This window comes from Thalassospira sp. NFXS8 (assembly GCF_040148805.1).
Lineage (GTDB): Bacteria > Pseudomonadota > Alphaproteobacteria > Rhodospirillales > Thalassospiraceae > Thalassospira.
Genome location: NZ_JAGEMF010000004.1, coordinates 300726 through 316219 on the forward strand (window position 1 = coordinate 300726; position 15494 = coordinate 316219).

19 protein-coding genes and 1 tRNA gene are annotated in these 15494 nt (G+C 53.8%); 16 read left to right on the plus strand and 4 right to left on the minus strand.

Going from position 1 to position 15494, the window contains the following annotated elements:
* Window positions 1-211 precede the first annotated feature (211 nt).
* From cysE to J4E05_RS20300, 13 genes are all read left to right on the plus strand, one after another.
* The gene (gene cysE, locus J4E05_RS20240) at window positions 212-943 is read left to right on the plus strand and encodes a serine O-acetyltransferase (protein ID WP_085595518.1); all 732 of its coding nucleotides are present in this window, start codon (window positions 212-214) and stop codon (window positions 941-943) included.
* 92 nt (window positions 944-1035) lie between these two features.
* Window positions 1036-1515, plus strand: coding sequence for an Rrf2 family transcriptional regulator (locus J4E05_RS20245; protein ID WP_085595516.1), 480 nt, complete (start codon window positions 1036-1038; stop codon window positions 1513-1515).
* 63 nt (window positions 1516-1578) lie between these two features.
* A complete protein-coding gene (locus J4E05_RS20250) occupies window positions 1579-2709 on the plus strand; it encodes a cysteine desulfurase family protein (RefSeq protein ID WP_349599441.1) in 1131 nt (376 codons plus the stop codon).
* Window positions 2710-2733: 24 nt separating this feature from the next.
* Window positions 2734-3957, plus strand: coding sequence for an IscS subfamily cysteine desulfurase (locus J4E05_RS20255; protein WP_085595513.1), 1224 nt, complete (start codon window positions 2734-2736; stop codon window positions 3955-3957).
* A 62-nt stretch (window positions 3958-4019) separates the two neighbouring features.
* Window positions 4020-4424, plus strand: a complete 405-nt coding sequence (gene iscU, locus J4E05_RS20260; RefSeq protein WP_085595511.1) for a Fe-S cluster assembly scaffold IscU — start codon at window positions 4020-4022, stop codon at window positions 4422-4424.
* Window positions 4425-4474: 50 nt separating this feature from the next.
* Window positions 4475-4816 (plus strand): HesB/IscA family protein, encoded by a 342-nt coding sequence (locus J4E05_RS20265; protein WP_085595509.1) that lies wholly within the window; start codon window positions 4475-4477, stop codon window positions 4814-4816.
* Between the two features lie 209 nt (window positions 4817-5025).
* Window positions 5026-5664, plus strand: a complete 639-nt coding sequence (gene hscB, locus J4E05_RS20270; protein WP_085595507.1) for a Fe-S protein assembly co-chaperone HscB — start codon at window positions 5026-5028, stop codon at window positions 5662-5664.
* A gap of 22 nt (window positions 5665-5686) precedes the next feature.
* Complete coding sequence (hscA, locus tag J4E05_RS20275) at window positions 5687-7600, plus strand: Fe-S protein assembly chaperone HscA (protein WP_349599447.1); 1914 nt, start codon at window positions 5687-5689, stop codon at window positions 7598-7600.
* A 115-nt stretch (window positions 7601-7715) separates the two neighbouring features.
* Window positions 7716-8051: a ferredoxin family 2Fe-2S iron-sulfur cluster binding protein gene (locus J4E05_RS20280; protein WP_085595503.1), complete on the plus strand. Its 336-nt coding sequence runs from the start codon at window positions 7716-7718 to the stop codon at window positions 8049-8051.
* A gap of 48 nt (window positions 8052-8099) precedes the next feature.
* Window positions 8100-8297: a Fe-S cluster assembly protein IscX gene (gene iscX / locus J4E05_RS20285; RefSeq protein ID WP_085595501.1), complete on the plus strand. Its 198-nt coding sequence runs from the start codon at window positions 8100-8102 to the stop codon at window positions 8295-8297.
* 143 nt (window positions 8298-8440) lie between these two features.
* On the plus strand, window positions 8441-9145 hold the full coding sequence (gene tenA, locus J4E05_RS20290) for a thiaminase II (RefSeq protein WP_349599451.1): 705 nt from the start codon (window positions 8441-8443) through the stop codon (window positions 9143-9145).
* A 131-nt stretch (window positions 9146-9276) separates the two neighbouring features.
* Window positions 9277-10461, plus strand: coding sequence for a tRNA 2-thiouridine(34) synthase MnmA (mnmA, locus tag J4E05_RS20295; protein ID WP_085595498.1), 1185 nt, complete (start codon window positions 9277-9279; stop codon window positions 10459-10461).
* 232 nt (window positions 10462-10693) lie between these two features.
* Window positions 10694-10770, plus strand: a tRNA-Met gene (locus tag J4E05_RS20300).
* Between the two features lie 138 nt (window positions 10771-10908).
* On the opposite strand, the gene J4E05_RS20305 is transcribed toward J4E05_RS20300, so the two are convergent.
* The gene (locus J4E05_RS20305; RefSeq protein WP_349599455.1) at window positions 10909-11235 is read right to left on the minus strand and encodes a HigA family addiction module antitoxin; all 327 of its coding nucleotides are present in this window, start codon (window positions 11233-11235) and stop codon (window positions 10909-10911) included.
* Between the two features lie 192 nt (window positions 11236-11427).
* On the opposite strand from J4E05_RS20305, the gene J4E05_RS20310 reads away from it, so the two are divergent.
* Window positions 11428-11715: a hypothetical protein gene (locus J4E05_RS20310; RefSeq protein WP_085593432.1), complete on the plus strand. Its 288-nt coding sequence runs from the start codon at window positions 11428-11430 to the stop codon at window positions 11713-11715.
* A gap of 38 nt (window positions 11716-11753) precedes the next feature.
* On the opposite strand, the gene J4E05_RS20315 is transcribed toward J4E05_RS20310, so the two are convergent.
* The gene (locus J4E05_RS20315) at window positions 11754-12677 is read right to left on the minus strand and encodes an AraC family transcriptional regulator (protein ID WP_349599459.1); all 924 of its coding nucleotides are present in this window, start codon (window positions 12675-12677) and stop codon (window positions 11754-11756) included.
* A 136-nt stretch (window positions 12678-12813) separates the two neighbouring features.
* Here J4E05_RS20315 and J4E05_RS20320 point away from each other — a divergent pair, with 136 nt between their 5' ends.
* Entirely contained in the window at window positions 12814-13701 is an 888-nt protein-coding gene (locus tag J4E05_RS20320; RefSeq protein WP_349599462.1) for an SDR family oxidoreductase, read from the plus strand.
* Between the two features lie 79 nt (window positions 13702-13780).
* Here the strand turns inward: J4E05_RS20320 and J4E05_RS20325 are convergent, their stop codons facing one another.
* Window positions 13781-14692 carry a LysR family transcriptional regulator gene (locus J4E05_RS20325; RefSeq protein WP_349599465.1) on the minus strand — a complete coding sequence of 304 codons (912 nt, stop codon included), beginning with the start codon at window positions 14690-14692 and terminating at the stop codon, window positions 13781-13783.
* A gap of 100 nt (window positions 14693-14792) precedes the next feature.
* On the opposite strand from J4E05_RS20325, the gene J4E05_RS20330 reads away from it, so the two are divergent.
* A complete protein-coding gene (locus tag J4E05_RS20330) occupies window positions 14793-15065 on the plus strand; it encodes a hypothetical protein (RefSeq protein ID WP_349599468.1) in 273 nt (90 codons plus the stop codon).
* Window positions 15066-15154: 89 nt separating this feature from the next.
* On the opposite strand, the gene J4E05_RS20335 is transcribed toward J4E05_RS20330, so the two are convergent.
* Window positions 15155-15367, minus strand: coding sequence for an alkylphosphonate utilization protein (locus J4E05_RS20335; protein ID WP_085593535.1), 213 nt, complete (start codon window positions 15365-15367; stop codon window positions 15155-15157).
* Window positions 15368-15494 lie beyond the last annotated feature (127 nt).

Below are 15494 nucleotides of genomic sequence, written 5' to 3' on the forward strand. Positions count from 1 at the left end.
CAGTAGGAAGAATATACCCGAGTAGATTTGTGAGTTTTTTTGTTCTGCTGGCATAAATTGCTTGGGGCAAATACTTGACCACGTTACTCGGTTATCCTATATTTCAGTCAACCGGACAGCCATACCGACCTGTGTTGCATCTTGTGCGACGCTGCGCCGATATGGGTGGTTGCCGGGAATCGAAACTACTTATTACACAGGGGACTGCCCCATGTTCAAGATAATTCGCCAGGAAATAGACGCGATGATCGCACGCGATCCCGCGGCACGGTCCCGTTTGGAGGTCGTGTTAAGCTATCCGGCGTTTCATGCGATCATGGGGTATCGTGTTACCAACTGGCTGTGGAAGCGTGGTTTTCGCATTACTTCCCGGTTCCTGTCGCAAATTTTTCGCTGGCTGACCGGTATTGAAATTCATCCTGGTGCCACGATCGGGAAAAGATTTTTTATTGATCACGGCATGGGTGTTGTTATTGGCGAAACCGCCGAAATTGGCGATGACGTTACCTTGTATCAGGGCGTCACGCTGGGCGGAACGGCCCCCAGTGTCGATAGTGACGGCCAACGGGGCCTGAAACGCCACCCCACACTGGAAGATGGTGTGATTGTTGGTTCGGGCGCGCAAATTCTGGGTCCGTTCACCGTGCGCCGTAATGCGCGCATTGGCGGCAATGCTGTTGTTCTGGCCGAAGTTCCCGAAGGGGCGACGGTTGTGGGTATTCCGGCGAAAATTGTTCGCCGCGAAAAAGATGACCGGTTCTGCGCCTATGGTACCCCGGTTGGCGATTTGCCCGACCCGATTGCCCGCGCTCTTGAAGATCTTTCGCGCGAAGTCCAGGGATTGCGCCAGCGTGTGGTTGAACTTGAAGGTGAACAACAGGGCAGTAGTTCGGCACCGGCTGCCGCCCCGGAAAAACCACGTATTGTGGTTGCTTCGGAATAAGTCTGGTCTGTTCGAGCGCCGCACTGCGGCACACTGAAATCGAAAGCCCGTGCATTGTTTGATAATGCGATGCACAGGCAGGAGGACGCACTGTGAAGTTAAGTACGAAAGGCCGCTATGCGGTAATGGCAATGGTTGATCTGGCTGATAGTGGCCGGGATCGCCCCGTTGCCCTTGCTGACATTGCCGAACGTCAGGAAATTTCGCTGTCCTATCTGGAGCAACTGTTTGGCAAACTGCGCAAGGGCGGACTGGTTCGTTCGGTGCGCGGGCCAGGTGGTGGTTATATGCTGGCACGGACAGCGCAGGAAACCCGTATTGCGGATGTGATTTTGGCCGTGGACGAACCGATCCGCGCAACGCGCTGCAAGTCTGGCTCGCCCAAGGGCTGCAAAGCCGATAAAGGCCGGTGTCTGACCCATGAATTGTGGGAAGAACTGGGCAATCAGATCTATCTGTATCTGTCGTCGGTCAGCCTTGCTGATGTTGTGGATCGTCGTATATCGGGTGTCAGTCGGATGTTTGATCGTCGGACCACCCAGGTTCATGAGCCGCAAGTGGCGGCACAATAAATTGCAAATATAATTTCGGTATCAAATCAGCCCTTAAATGTGAAAGGCCCAGTTCAAGACGTGATGAAACAGCCGGTTTACCTTGATTATAACGCCAGTGCGCCGATGAACGCTACCGCCCGTGACGCGGTGGTGGCAGCACTTGACGTTGCCGGAAATCCGTCTTCTGTGCATGGAGCAGGGCGTGATGCCCGCAAGATTGTGGATCGTGCCCGCCGTCAGGTTGCTGATATGGTTGGCGGTGATCCCGAACGGGTTATTTTTACCAGTGGTGGTACCGAAGCCAACAACCTTGCCCTGAACGGGTTGGAAGATGTGGTGGTGCTGACCAGCGCAATCGAACATCCCTCAGTGATCGAGGCGCGCCACGATGCCCGGCGTATTGTCGTAAATGCAAACGGGGTCATTGACCTTGGCGCACTTGAAGACATCTTAAGGGTATGCCGGGAAGCTGGCGAAAAGGTGCTGGTTTCGGTGATGCTGGCGAATAATGAAACCGGTGTCATTCAGCCGGTGGCACAGGCCGCACTGCTGGCCCGTGAATATGGTGCTAAAATCCATTGTGATGCCGTACAGGCCGTTGGCCGGGTGCCGGTGGATATGGGGCGCCTGCTGGTCGATATGGTTTCGGTATCGGCCCATAAAATTGGTGGCCCCAAAGGTGTTGGTGCCCTTGTTATTGCCCCGGGCGTGATGCTGGTGCCGCAAATTCGCGGTGGCGGACAGGAAAAATACCGCCGGGGTGGCACCGAAAATGTTGCCGGTATTGCCGGTTTTGGTGCCGCAGCGGCCCTGGTTGACGAAAAATTGGCCAATATTGACGACATAACAGCCAAACGTGACCGTTTGGAAAACGAAATTCTGGCTGCAGCGCCAGAAGTGGTGATCGCAAGCCGCGATACCGCGCGCCTTGGCAATACCAGTTGCCTGATCCTGCCCGGTATGCCCGGTGAAACGCAGGTGATGGCAATGGATCTGGCCGGGGTGGCAATCAGTTCGGGATCGGCCTGTTCATCGGGCAAGGTTCGCGAAAGCCACGTCTTGAAGGAAATGGGCGTTGCAGAACCGGGATCGGCCATACGGGTCAGTCTGGGTTCTGAAACAACCAACGAAGAGATCGATATGTTTATCCGTGTTTGGAGCCGGATGCGGGGCAATGCGGAGCGCAAAAAACTCGCGCGCAATGCTGCCTGATAAAATGAGTGAGGATGCCTAAAAATGAACGAGCTTAAAGCAAAGCCGATCTATCTGGACTATCAGGCGACAACGCCGACCGATCCGCGTGTTGTTGATGCAATGCTGCCTTATTTTTATGAGAAATTCGGTAATGCCCACTCGCGGAACCATTCGTTCGGCTGGGAAGCAGAAGACGCCATTGAACTGGCCCGTGGCCAGGTTGCAACCATCATCGGGGCATCGCCCAAGGAAGTTATCTTTACATCCGGTGCGACTGAGTCAAACAACCTTGCGCTGAAAGGCGTGATGAAGTTTTACGGCAAGAAAAAGCCGCACCTGATTACGACGGTGACCGAACATAAATGCGTTCTCGACAGTGCGCGCCATCTGGAACAGGAAGGGTACAAGGTTACGTATCTGCCGGTTCAGCAAAATGGCCTGGTTGATCTTGAACAGCTTAAAGCCGCGATCACCGATGAAACGGCCCTGGTTTCGATCATGGCGGTTCACAACGAAATTGGTGTGATCCAGCCGCTTAAGGAAATTGGCGAGATTTGCCGGGAACGCGGTGTGTTCTTCCATTGCGATGCGGCCCAGGCCGTTGGCAAAATTCCGCTTGATGTCAATGACATGAAAATCGACCTGATGTCGATTTCGGGTCATAAAATTTATGGTCCGAAGGGCGTTGGCGCCCTGTTTGTGCGCCGTCGTCCGCGCGTGCGTGTTGTCGCCCAGATCACCGGTGGTGGTCAGGAACGCGGCATGCGTTCAGGTACCTTGCCAACCCCGCTGATCGTTGGTTTGGGCAAGGCATGTGATATTGCGCTAAACGAAATGGCCGAAGAAAACGCCCGCATCATGGAACTGCGTAACTATACGCTGAACCGTTTCCGTGAACGTCTGGCCGATATCTACCTCAACGGTGATGAAGAAAACCGTGTTGCCGGTAACCTCAATATCTCGTTTGCCTATGTCGAAGGCGAAAGCCTGTTGATGGGCATCAAGAACATTGCGGTATCGTCGGGTTCGGCCTGCACCTCGGCGTCGCTTGAGCCGTCATATGTGCTGCGCGCCCTGGGTGTGGACGAAGAACTGGCCCATACGTCACTGCGTATTGGTATCGGTCGCTTCACCACCCGCGAGGAACTGGACCAGGCTGTCGATGCGATCTGCAATGAAGTGGAACGTCTGCGCGAAATGAGCCCGCTTTGGGAAATGGCGCAGGAAGGCATCGACATCAAATCAATCGAGTGGGCCGAGCATTAATTGCGACGCGTACTATATAATAGTTACAGAGAGACACAGGACTTCTTAGGAGGGTTCAAACCATGGCTTATAGTGAAAAGCTTCTTGATCATTACGAAAACCCGCGCAATGTCGGTTCGTTCGACAAGAACGAAACAGCTGTCGGGACCGGCCTTGTTGGCGCCCCCGCATGTGGTGACGTGATGAAACTGCAAATTCGTGTTTCCGCCGACGGGATCATTGAAGATGCAAAATTCAAAACCTTTGGTTGCGGTTCGGCGATTGCATCAAGCTCGTTGATCACGGAATGGGTGAAAGGCAAGACCATTGCCGAAGCGGGTGCGATTAAAAACTCGCAGATCGCTGAAGAACTGGCGTTGCCGCCGGTTAAAATCCATTGTTCGATCCTGGCTGAAGACGCGATCAAAGCCGCGATTAGCGATTACAACACCAAAAACGGCAAAGCCGAGGTTGAAGCGGCTGAATAAGCTGCTTTACCCTGATAATCATACGATTATCCGCAGACAAGGAGACCAGGATGGCATTACCGTCGCCAATTAACGTAACACCGAATGCCCTTGATCATATCAAGGCGTTGCTTGATAGCCGCGGCAAACCGTCTGCTGGGATTCGTCTTGGTGTGCGCAGCAAAGGGTGCTCGGGTCTGTCATACACGCTTGAATATGCCGATGATGAAAGCGGATTTGACGAAATCGTCCAGCTTGACGACGGTGTGAAGCTGATGATCGACCCCAAGGCAATCATGTTTGTGCTGGGTACAGAGATGGATTATTCGGTCGACAAAATGGAAGAAGGTTTCGTGTTTCGCAATCCCAATGAAAAAGGGCGTTGCGGGTGCGGGGAGTCCTTCCACGTTTGATGCCGCCGGTTTCCGGCCCTGATCTTGTCGATGGCCCCGGTGCTTGTCACCGGGGCCATCACTTGATGGCATATGTTTTAACCGGCATATGAAACTTTTGGGCATGTGGGTCTTATCCCTTTGGTCGCAGGTTTCATATGGTGGCTGCGAACGGGTGTTATGGCCCGCAAGTCCGATCAATGTGTTGAATGATACAGGCCCGAAATAAAATGACTGCTGCGTCAAAACACACTGCTACCACTGGCAATGGCAATAAAATTTGTTGGTCCTGCAAGGGGCCGGTCGATGCTGTTGCGCTGTTTTGCGATACCTGTGGTGCCATCCAGGCGCCGGGACAGCTGGATCATTTTGCCCGGTTTGAATGCGCGCGCGATTTTAATGTCGATATTGATGCGATCGAAATTCAATACTTAAAACAGCAACAGGCCCTGCATCCGGATCGCTTTGCGACGAAATCGGCCCGTGAAAAGGCCCTGTCGCAACAACAGGCTGCCAGCCTGAACGAGGCCTTTGAAACCCTGAAAAACCCGGTGTCGCGTGCGGAATACATGATGCGTATGAACGGTGTGGAACCCGAAGGCGGTGAAGGCCAAACGGTGAATGACCCGGCATTGTTGATGGAAGCAATGGAAATGCGCGAAGCCCTGGATGATGCAGGGGACCGGGCGGCAATTGATACGATCATTCGCGATGTGCGCAAAATGGCGCGCGATTGCGAAAAGGAAGTTGCGACCGCAATTAATGGCGGGGCCTATGATGCGGCCCGCAAATTAACCACGCGGTTGCGTTATCTGTTAAAAATGGCGCAGGAAGCGCGGGCCAAAAAGGCACGCTTGGCTGCGGCCTGATATAATAAACGGATTGAATTTTATGGCTTTGCTGACCATCCACGAACCCGGACAAACCCCGCTTCCCCACGAGGAAGAACGTAAACTGGCGGTCGGGATCGATCTGGGCACAACCAATTCTGTTGTCGCCATGTCGCGCGCGGAAAAATCCGAAGTGCTGCGCAATCCCGATGGCGGGTCGGCCATTGTTCCCTCTGTTGTGCATTATGCCACCGATGGGACGGTAACCGTGGGCGAAGCCGCCCGCGATTTGATCGATAGCCAGGCAAGTCAGGTGGTGTCTTCGGTTAAACGGTTGATGGGCCGTGGCCTTGAAGATGTGAAATCGGTTGCCGGCACTTTGCCTTATCATGTTGAAATTCCCGAAACGGTGGCGGGTTCAGATGCGGCCAGTGCCGAACCGCAAATGGTGCGCCTTAATGTTGGCAACCGGGTTTTAACCCCGGTCGAAGTTTCAGCCGATATTTTGCGCGCCCTTAAGGCCCGTGCCGAAGCGGCCCTTGAGCAGGATGTGGAACAGGCTGTTATTACGGTTCCGGCCTATTTTGATGATGCCGCGCGTACGGCCACCAAGGATGCCGCCAAACTGGCCGGGATCGAGGTTTTGCGCCTGGTAAATGAACCAACGGCGGCCGCGTTGGCCTATGGCCTGGATAACGGGGCAGAGGGGCTTTATGCCGTTTATGATTTGGGCGGGGGTACGTTTGATATATCCCTGTTGAAAATGCAAAAGGGTGTTTTCCAGGTTAAATCAACCGGTGGTGATGCGGCATTGGGGGGCGATGATTTTGATCACGCCATTGTTGAACATATTCTGGCGGCGCGCAAAGCTGACGGTATTGACGACACGATTGATTCCTCGGCCGCCAAGCGCCTGTTGAAGGTCGCCCGGGCGATCAAGGAAGCCCTGACCGAACGTGATCAGATTGATGTTGCGGTTGATATCAACGATCGCGAAACCACACACAGCATCACCCGTACCGGTTTTGATGCCATGATCGCGAAGATGGTGGCGCGCACGGTGTCGATCACCGAACAGGTGCTTGATGATGCCGATGTACTGCCCGAAGACGTAAAAGGTGTTGTGCTGGTTGGCGGTTCCACCCGTGTTCCTGCGGTGCGTGCGGCTGTGGCATCGCTGTTTGAGCAGGATCCGCTTTCTAACATCGACCCCGATGAAGTGGTCGCCGTTGGTGCCGCATTGCAGGCCGAAGCCCTGACCGGTGGGTCTGATAACCTGTTGCTGGATGTTATTCCGTTGTCACTGGGTCTTGAGACCATGGGCGGGATTGTTGAAAAAGTGATTGATCGCAACACCCCTATTCCTGTTGCCAAGGGCCAGGAATTTACCACCTATCAGGATGGTCAAAGTGCCATGATGATTCATGTGGTGCAGGGCGAACGCGAAATGGTGGATCAATGCCGTTCGCTGGCGCGGTTTGTTCTTTCGGGTATTCCGCCGATGGCGGCAGGGGCTGCGCGCATTCGTGTGACGTTTCAGGTTGATGCCGATGGTTTGTTAACCGTCTCCGCGCGTGAGGAAACCACAGGAACCGAGCAGGAAGTCGCTGTTAAGCCGACCTATGGCATTAATGAAACCGACATGGCGAATATGCTGCGCGACAGTATGGTTAATGCCCGTGGTGACATGGAATTACGATTGTTGACAGAGGCCCGGGTTGAAGCACGGCGCAATATTCTGGCAGTGCAGGCCGCGATGAAGGCCGATGCCGAATTGCTTGATGCCGATGATGAAGGCGCGATTGCCGCGGCGGTTACCGAACTTGAAACGGCGATGGCAGGTGATGATCGCCAGATTATCAATGATCTGGCCGAAGCACTGGATACCGCGTCGCGCCCGTTTGCTGAAAAACGTATGGATCGTGGCATTCGCCGCGCACTTGCGGGGCAAAATGTGAATAGTGTCGGCACTTAACCGGGTGCAGATGAATTGACAAATTAGGCCGCTGCGGCGATTGTCCCGGCACATCGCTTAAGCGGGTCGATAAACAGAGATCGAAACAGAATTTAATTCGAGGAGAAAGGCGCAGATGCCCAAGATCGTTTTTGTGGAACCTGACGGTTCGGAAAAAGAATTCGAAGTCGCCGACGGGTTGTCCGTTCTTGAAGCCGCGCATAAAAACGGCATCGATCTGGAAGGTGCATGTGAAGGTTCGCTGGCATGCTCGACCTGCCATGTCGTTGTTGACGGTGACTGGTTCGATAAACTTGAAGAACCCAGCGAAGACGAAGAAGACATGCTTGACCTCGCATTTGGCCTGACCGAAACCTCGCGTCTTGGCTGCCAGATTATCATGAATGATGAACTGGATGGTTTGCGTGTTATGCTGCCCTCAGCGACGCGCAATATGATGGTTGATAAATAATCTGGCCTGTTAACCGCCGGGCCTTTTCACCCGAAAAAGGGGACGACGATGCGCTGGACAGATACAATCGATATCGCGATCGAACTTGAAGAAGCCCATCCGGATGCCGACAACGTGCATCTGCGCTTTACCGATTTGCATAAATGGGTTTGTGCGCTGCCGGGCTTCGAGGATGATCCCGAAGCATCGAACGAAAAGATCCTTGAGGCTATTCAGATGGCCTGGATCGACGAACGCGAAGACTGATTGCCGAACCATCTTTGACCCCGCTTGCAGGCGGGGCGGGGGATGGAAAACGCCATATATCGCCAGATCAAGGACCAGTCCCGCCAACGCGGGCTGGTCTGATCTGTTTTTATGTATCGCGCGTATGCAGCGGAGCCATTTTAATGACCAGCACCAGTGATTTTACCGACATTATTCCAGCCGATAGCCTGTTTGGGCAATTGCGGGCCAATGCCCCTGATGTCTGGAACAGGTATGTGGATCATGAGTTTGTTCGTAAGCTGGGCGATGGCACATTACCCGAAGAATGCTTTCGCCATTATCTGATTCAGGATTACCTGTTTCTTATCCAGTTTGCCCGCGCCTATGCCCTGGCGGTTTACAAGGCGGGCGATTTAACCGCGATGCGCCAGTATTCCCAAACTGTATCGGCAATTCTGGACATGGAAATGAGCCTGCATCTGGATTTTTGCAACAGCTGGGATTTAACGGAAAGCGATATCGTTAGCCAGCCCGAAGCCCGTGCCACAATCGGCTATACCCGCTATGTGCTGGAAAAGGGCAACCAGGGCGATATTATCGACCTGCATGTGGCTGTGATGCCCTGTATGGTGGGATATGCCGAAATCGCAAACCGCTTGATGGCAAGTTCTGATACAAGGCTGGAGGGTAATCCCTACCGGGCGTGGATTGAAATGTACGCGTCGGATGATTTCCAGAATGTCGCCAGGGCTGAAATCACCCTGCTTGACATGCTGGCAACCCAGCGCGGGGCCGCCGGCCGGCTGGATGATTTAACCCGTACCTTTACCATGGCAAGCCGCCTTGAAGCCGATTTTTGGCAAATGGGCCTTGATCTGGCAAAATAGGTGACTGGGCCCATATAGGGCACACATAAATAGCGACGGTGCGAAAAACGCCCCGTTAAAATACCGGATCAGAGATCGACACAATCTGGTCGCCATCGCCTTGACCGATGGTGGGCCAAGGGAATTTGACGATGAACAGTCTTGGAATAGACAAAGCCCCCGAAGATACCCGCGTGGTTGTTGCCATGTCGGGCGGGGTGGATAGTTCGGCGGCAGCCGCGCTTTTAAAATCAGAAGGTTACGATGTGGTCGGGATCACGTTGCAGCTTTATGATATGGGGGCGAATGCGCCGTCACGGGCAAAATCCTGCTGCGCGGGGCGCGATATTTACGACGCCCGCAAAGTGGCCGAGGATATCGACATTCCCTATTACGTGCTGGATTACGAAAGCCGTTTTCGCGAAGAAGTCATCGACGATTTTGCCGATAGTTATTTGCGCGGTGAAACGCCGATTCCCTGTGTGAAGTGTAACCAGACCGTCAAATTCCGCGATTTGCTGGAAACGGCCCATGATCTGGGGGCGGACTGCATGGCAACCGGCCATTATGTGCAGCGTAAACTGGCCGCCAACGGCCAGGCGGAATTGCACCGTGCGGCCGACGCCAACCGCGATCAAAGCTATTTCCTGTTTACCACCACCCAGGAACAGCTCGATTTTCTGCGTTTCCCCTTGGGGCATTTAACGTCCAAGGCTGAAACCCGCGCCCTTGCGGCCCGGTTTGGCCTTGAAGTGGCCGATAAACCCGACAGTCAGGACATTTGCTTTGTCCCCGATGGCAAATATGCCCGTCTGGTGGAAAAGCTGCGCCCCGAAGCGGGTGAACCCGGCCAGATTGTGGATGTGGATGGTAACGTGATGGGCGATCATCGCGGGCTGATCCATTATACGGTCGGGCAGCGGCGCGGCCTTAATATTGGGGGTACGGCAGAACCGCTTTATGTGGTGAAACTGGTGCCTGAAACCCGCCAGGTCATTGTCGGCCCCAAATCGGCGCTGGCAAAGCACAGCATTTACGTCAAAGACCTGAACTGGCTGGGCGCGTCAGCCATTGACCCCGCCGGGATCGAGGTTGAAGTCAAGCTGCGTTCTGCCATGGCTCCGGCCACAGCGACGCTTTATCCTGTTGCCGATGCACCGGGGCAGGCGCGGATTGACTTGCACGCACCGCAATTTGGCATCGCACCGGGGCAGGCTGGCGTGATTTATCAGGGCGACCGCGTTTTAGGTGGTGGCTGGATCAGCGCGCAGGAGCATCAGGCTGTTGCTGGCACGGCGCAGGTCACACCGGCTCGCGATACAATTAGCGCGGCCTGACCATCGTTTAAAACGGCCTGTGGCCGGTTTCGCATCTGCCTGTGCTTATATTGGCCGGGCAGGGCGAAAATGCCGATACTACAGGCCGTATTATCAAGGCTTTGTGCCACTTGTGATTTTGGCGGAATCTTTTTTGATAAAAACGTCAAAAAGGCGCTTGACGGGGGCGGTTCCCTGACGTAAAAACCGCCCCGTTCCGCACGATACGGAACTGCGAAAGACAAAGCCATATGGCGGAGTAGCTCAGCTGGTTAGAGCAGCGGAATCATAATCCGCGTGTCGGGGGTTCAAGTCCCTCCTCCGCTACCAATTAAAAAGCCCTGCAAAGATTGCTTTGCGGGGCTTTTTCTTTGTCCACCGTGAGGGCGGATAATCTTGCTTTCGCATCAACAAAATAGAACTCATGCTGATGTGTTGCAACGTAGTCGGAATAGCAGCGATTTTCTCTTAGGCAGCAGCGCATTTTGCCGGATACACGTTGGCAGGTTGCCAGTTTGCTGTTTCCTGTTCGGCGTCCCACGTGTCAATTTTGGCTTGCAGATTTACCCGGAATTGAGTGGTCGTTTCCAGAACCTTGGCGATTTTTGCAGCAAGTGTACTGTCCATCCGGGCGTGACCATTCACGATCTGACTTAGATGTTTGGTGCTGATGCCAAGATCTTTTGCCAATGCAATTTGAGTAATACTGCGCGGCGCACGATAATGTTCGCGCAATATCTTTCCCGGATGGGTGGGGCGGCGGTTAACGTGCAGGGGGCTATCAGCTTGTATCACGTGTGATCCTTGAGGGAGGGGAAAATGCCAGATAATACTGTGCTGTATTTGCATGAACGTGAAGCGGAACTATTTGATTCTTTCAACACGTATTCGTGCTGATATGCAAAGAGAATGATGTTTTAATCATCTGGACTTTGCGTGTCATGCTGCCTATCACTGCGCTGTTACGATTTGATGTGAGGTGCCCGCATGAGTGATGACAATCCGACTTTTAGCCCGACGGCATGGACACCGGCGCGCTGTGTGTTGTGGGAAAGCCTGAACGGGGCCGAGCGCAAGGAACTGGAAGACATTGTTGCCAAGGGCAGCAGCGTGCAGATACCGGCGAAATTTATGGCACAATATGAGGCCGCCAAAGGGACTGAGAAGAAAGTTGCGATATCGCAAGATGTGCTCGATTGTATGCGGCGTATTGGCTGGACGGATGCCGTGATTGAAAGTGTTTACGGGCCATATTCAAAAGAGAAAGCAGCCTAATATTTTGGCACCCCGTGCGTTGTATGCAAAGTTCGGGATCAGGCGGCAGTATTTCCTTGCAATTGGCTATACTGGCGCGGCGAACAGCCCATTTCGCGTTTGAACGCCGTGCTAAACGCACTTTCTGATTCATACCCTAACGCCAGGGCAATCACCGACACCGGATCGCGCGACGTGCCGAGCCGTTCGCCCGCTAAAAGCATTCGCCATCGGGTAAGATAGGCCATCGGGCTTTTGCCAACGCGTTCCTTGAATTTGGCAGCAAAGGCCGAGCGGGACATGCCGGTATGGCTTGCCAGCGCCTCTACCGTCCAGGGATGGGCCGGGGCGTTATGGATGGCGCCAATGGCAGCCCCGATTTGTTTGTCGGCAAGCGCGAAAAACCAACCGGTGCCATCGGGGGTTTTATCCAAGTGCTGGCGCAGGGCCTGAATCAGCATCGTATGCGCCAGATTTTGTAAAACCAGCGTGCTGCCCGGTTCGTTCTTGCGCATTTCTTCCATCATCCGTTCAACCGAATGACGCAGGGCAACGGTTTCGCCGTGGTCGTGGATATGCACAAGAGGCGGCAATAGAGACAGCAACAGGTCGGCCTGGCTGCCATCCAGCATAAAGCGGCTGCTGACCACCAGGCATTCGCCACCGCCATTAACGGTGCGAATATGCCCATACCCGGTATTAGTCGCGAACACATCGGCAGCGGCAACCGGGGGTACGTCCATGTCGCTGCCCATGAAAAACGGGTTGCCATGCGGTAGCAAAAAGCAGTCCCCGGTTTGCAAATGAACCGGGTTATCGACCCCCTCAACCGACAGCCAGCATTCGCCCGACACAATAGCGCCGGTTTTAATGCCTTTGCCAATGCGCGAAAACTGTATCGCCCATGGCCCGGCAATATCGACCCCGGCGGACATATAGCTGCGCGGTTTTAAAAGCCCCAGAACGTCTGATAGCGGATCCATGATTTCTCTTTTGGACGAATGCGAAGATATTATGGATCCTAACACATAGATCGTCTATTCGTCATCGCCTATTCTGCCTGTGCCGGGGAAATAAAATCCCTGAAAAAGAGGAATTCTTGGTAAGCAGGAGATAACAATGCGGGTATTTGTAACCGGGGCTACGGGGTTTGTCGGGGCTGCCGTTGTGCAGGAATTAATGGCATCGGGCCATGAGGTGCTTGGCCTGGTGCGATCCGATGCGTCGGCAGTGGCATTGGCGAAAACAGGTGCCAGGGTGCATCGCGGGGATGTGACAGACCATGATAGCCTGCGCAGCGGGGTTGAGGCATGTGACGCTGTGATCCATACGGCCTTTAACCATGATTTTTCCAAATTTGCTGAAAATTGCGAAAATGACTGGCACGCCATTGCCGCGATGGGCGATGTTTTGGCGGGGTCATCCCGGCCACTGGTGGTGACATCGGCAATTGGTCTTTTGGCAGGTGATGATATTGCAACCGAAGACAGCCCGGCTAATGGTAAAATTCCGCGTATAGCATCGGAGCAAGCAACGCTTGCATTGCGCGAACGCGGGGTTAACGCATCGCTTATGCGGTTGCCACCGTCGGTTCACGGTGCGGGCGATCATGGTTTTGTGCCTGTTTTAATTGATCTTGCCCGGCAAAAAGGGATGGCTGCCTATATTGGTGACGGGCAAAATACGTGGCCGGCAGTACATCGTTTTGATGCGGCGCGCGCCTATTGCCGGGCAATAGAAGTGACTGACGCCTTGCCGGTTTATCATGCAGTAGGCGAAGAAGGGATTGCGTTTAAGGACATTGCAACAACCATTGCTGCGGGCCTTGATTTGCCGGTTAAAAGCCTGACGGGCGATGACGTGGCAGATTATTTCACTTGGTTTAGCCATTTTGCCGCGATCGGCATTCTCGCAACGGCGCAAAAGACAAAGGCCAATCTGGGCTGGCAACCAACCGGGCCGCATCTTTTGGATGATATGCGCAACACCGATTATTTTGCCGGTTAAATTGGGCTGATCTGCGATATTGCGGTAAAACCGGGCCGGGCCGGGGCGGGGATAGGCCCCGACCCGGTTTTGTTGGCATTCAGGCAAAAAGACGCATACCGCGTTCAGCAATAATCCTGAAGCCTGCAACCACATGTTCGGCAAGGGCTTCCTCGATGTCGCCAGCACCTTCGCGTTTGGCCAGTGTCATGCGGTATTCCCCCAGATCGGGCAGGCCGTGGCTGGAACCAAGATGAACCAGATCATTGGAAATAACGCTTATGGGCAGCGGGGCAATGGCAAGATCGGCCCGTACCGCCGCAATTTGCGCCTGGCAAAATTCGCTGGTATAGGCAATACGGTAATTTAACCCTGCATCGTCCAACGCTTTAAGGGCCATGGCCCGCCAGTAACATCCCGGTTCGGCCATTGCCATTGGCAAAGGGCTTTTTGCTAATGCGGTGCCATTACGCGCACCCAGCCATACCAGTGGTTCAACATGGATGGGGGGCTGCTGGTCAAGTTCGGCATCGAAACTGAAAATGGCGATGTCAAGTTCGCCTGCGGCAATACGTTTGCGCAAATTCAGGGTTGGCCCCAAATGTACATCCACTTCAACATGCGGGTGGCTTATCGCAAAACGATGCAGAATTTCGGGCATGGCAACAATGCCGTTGTCATTTGGGGCACCCAGCCGGACGCGCCCTTGAAATTGCGGGCGTAAAAATTTGGAAAAGGCTTCGTCATTCAGGCGCAGCAACCGGCGTGCATAGCCCAACATCATTTCACCATCGCTGGTCAGGCTTACCTTGCGGGTTTCCCGATAAAACAGGTCGCAACCAACCATTTCTTCCAGTTTTTTAACCTGAAGACTGATTGCCGATGCACTGCGATGCACCTGCTGTGCGGCACGAGAAAAATTGCCGGTTTCACATATGGCAACAAAGGTGCGCGCCAGATCAAGATCAAGGCTGGGCATTGTGTGCGGCAAAGACCGGGCCAGGGAAGACATCAGCTTATCCTTTTGAGGTTTTCTCACAGATAATGTTAAATCTTCTTGTTTGTTTAATCAATAGCGACGGGGCATGGTGGTTGGAACACAGGAGGTTTAAATGATGAGCCAGACGATTAACCAGCAGCGCACGCCCTTTTCCAGCGATACGAACACCCCGCATTCCTTTGGCGTTGTGGCGTGGTTGCGCCGCTTTTATGCGACGTACCAGGCGCGCCGGGATGACCGAATGATGATCCGCCAGATTGAACGCCTTGATGATATTATTCTGGGGGATGTTACCGGGCTAACACGGGCACAACTTGATGTTGCCTTGCGGTTGCCTGCGGCTGTTGCGCGCCGCGAAATTGCCCGTCAAATGCGGGCCAAATAATGTGCTGGTAGCAAGCGGTATAGAAAAAGGACGACTGGCAATATTATAAATGGTTGCTGGTCGTCCTTTTTATGATGAAGGGCCTGTGGTCAGGCTTTTTTCAGGAACTCGGTTTTCAGAACAATGGTGGTTTTGCCATTGCGGCATTCCACTTCGCTGTCCTTGTTGGTCAGTCGTACATTTTTCATCACGGTGCCACGTTTCAGCGTAGTCGAGGTGCCCTTTACCTTTAGATCCTTGATCAGGGTAACGGAATCACCGTCGTTTAATTCCGTGCCATTGCTGTCTTTTACGTCGCTCATCGGGTCCTCGTGCGGTGCGGCCGGTATGGGGCCGGTTGAAAGGCAAATCATATTTCAGGGTGGGCGATTTATAACGGTTGCGACATGTTTTGGGGAATAAAACTGCCGCTTGCGCGCAAATTGCCCG

What these genes read in the sequence shown, in the direction of transcription:
- cysE (WP_085595518.1), top strand. Translation starts at nt 212, where the DNA reads ATGTTCAAGATAATTCGCCAGGAAATAGACGCGATGATCGCACGCGAT.
- J4E05_RS20250 (WP_349599441.1), top strand. Translation starts at nt 1,579, where the DNA reads ATGAAACAGCCGGTTTACCTTGATTATAACGCCAGTGCGCCGATGAAC.
- J4E05_RS20255 (WP_085595513.1), top strand. Translation starts at nt 2,734, where the DNA reads ATGAACGAGCTTAAAGCAAAGCCGATCTATCTGGACTATCAGGCGACA.
- iscU (WP_085595511.1), top strand. Translation starts at nt 4,020, where the DNA reads ATGGCTTATAGTGAAAAGCTTCTTGATCATTACGAAAACCCGCGCAAT.
- J4E05_RS20265 (WP_085595509.1), top strand. Translation starts at nt 4,475, where the DNA reads ATGGCATTACCGTCGCCAATTAACGTAACACCGAATGCCCTTGATCAT.
- hscB (WP_085595507.1), top strand. Translation starts at nt 5,026, where the DNA reads ATGACTGCTGCGTCAAAACACACTGCTACCACTGGCAATGGCAATAAA.
- hscA (WP_349599447.1), top strand. Translation starts at nt 5,687, where the DNA reads ATGGCTTTGCTGACCATCCACGAACCCGGACAAACCCCGCTTCCCCAC.
- J4E05_RS20280 (WP_085595503.1), top strand. Translation starts at nt 7,716, where the DNA reads ATGCCCAAGATCGTTTTTGTGGAACCTGACGGTTCGGAAAAAGAATTC.
- iscX (WP_085595501.1), top strand. Translation starts at nt 8,100, where the DNA reads ATGCGCTGGACAGATACAATCGATATCGCGATCGAACTTGAAGAAGCC.
- tenA (WP_349599451.1), top strand. Translation starts at nt 8,441, where the DNA reads ATGACCAGCACCAGTGATTTTACCGACATTATTCCAGCCGATAGCCTG.
- mnmA (WP_085595498.1), top strand. Translation starts at nt 9,277, where the DNA reads ATGAACAGTCTTGGAATAGACAAAGCCCCCGAAGATACCCGCGTGGTT.
- J4E05_RS20310 (WP_085593432.1), top strand. Translation starts at nt 11,428, where the DNA reads ATGAGTGATGACAATCCGACTTTTAGCCCGACGGCATGGACACCGGCG.
- J4E05_RS20315 (WP_349599459.1), bottom strand. Translation starts at nt 12,677, where the DNA reads ATGGATCCGCTATCAGACGTTCTGGGGCTTTTAAAACCGCGCAGCTAT.
- J4E05_RS20320 (WP_349599462.1), top strand. Translation starts at nt 12,814, where the DNA reads ATGCGGGTATTTGTAACCGGGGCTACGGGGTTTGTCGGGGCTGCCGTT.
- J4E05_RS20325 (WP_349599465.1), bottom strand. Translation starts at nt 14,692, where the DNA reads ATGTCTTCCCTGGCCCGGTCTTTGCCGCACACAATGCCCAGCCTTGAT.
- J4E05_RS20330 (WP_349599468.1), top strand. Translation starts at nt 14,793, where the DNA reads ATGATGAGCCAGACGATTAACCAGCAGCGCACGCCCTTTTCCAGCGAT.
- J4E05_RS20335 (WP_085593535.1), bottom strand. Translation starts at nt 15,367, where the DNA reads ATGAGCGACGTAAAAGACAGCAATGGCACGGAATTAAACGACGGTGAT.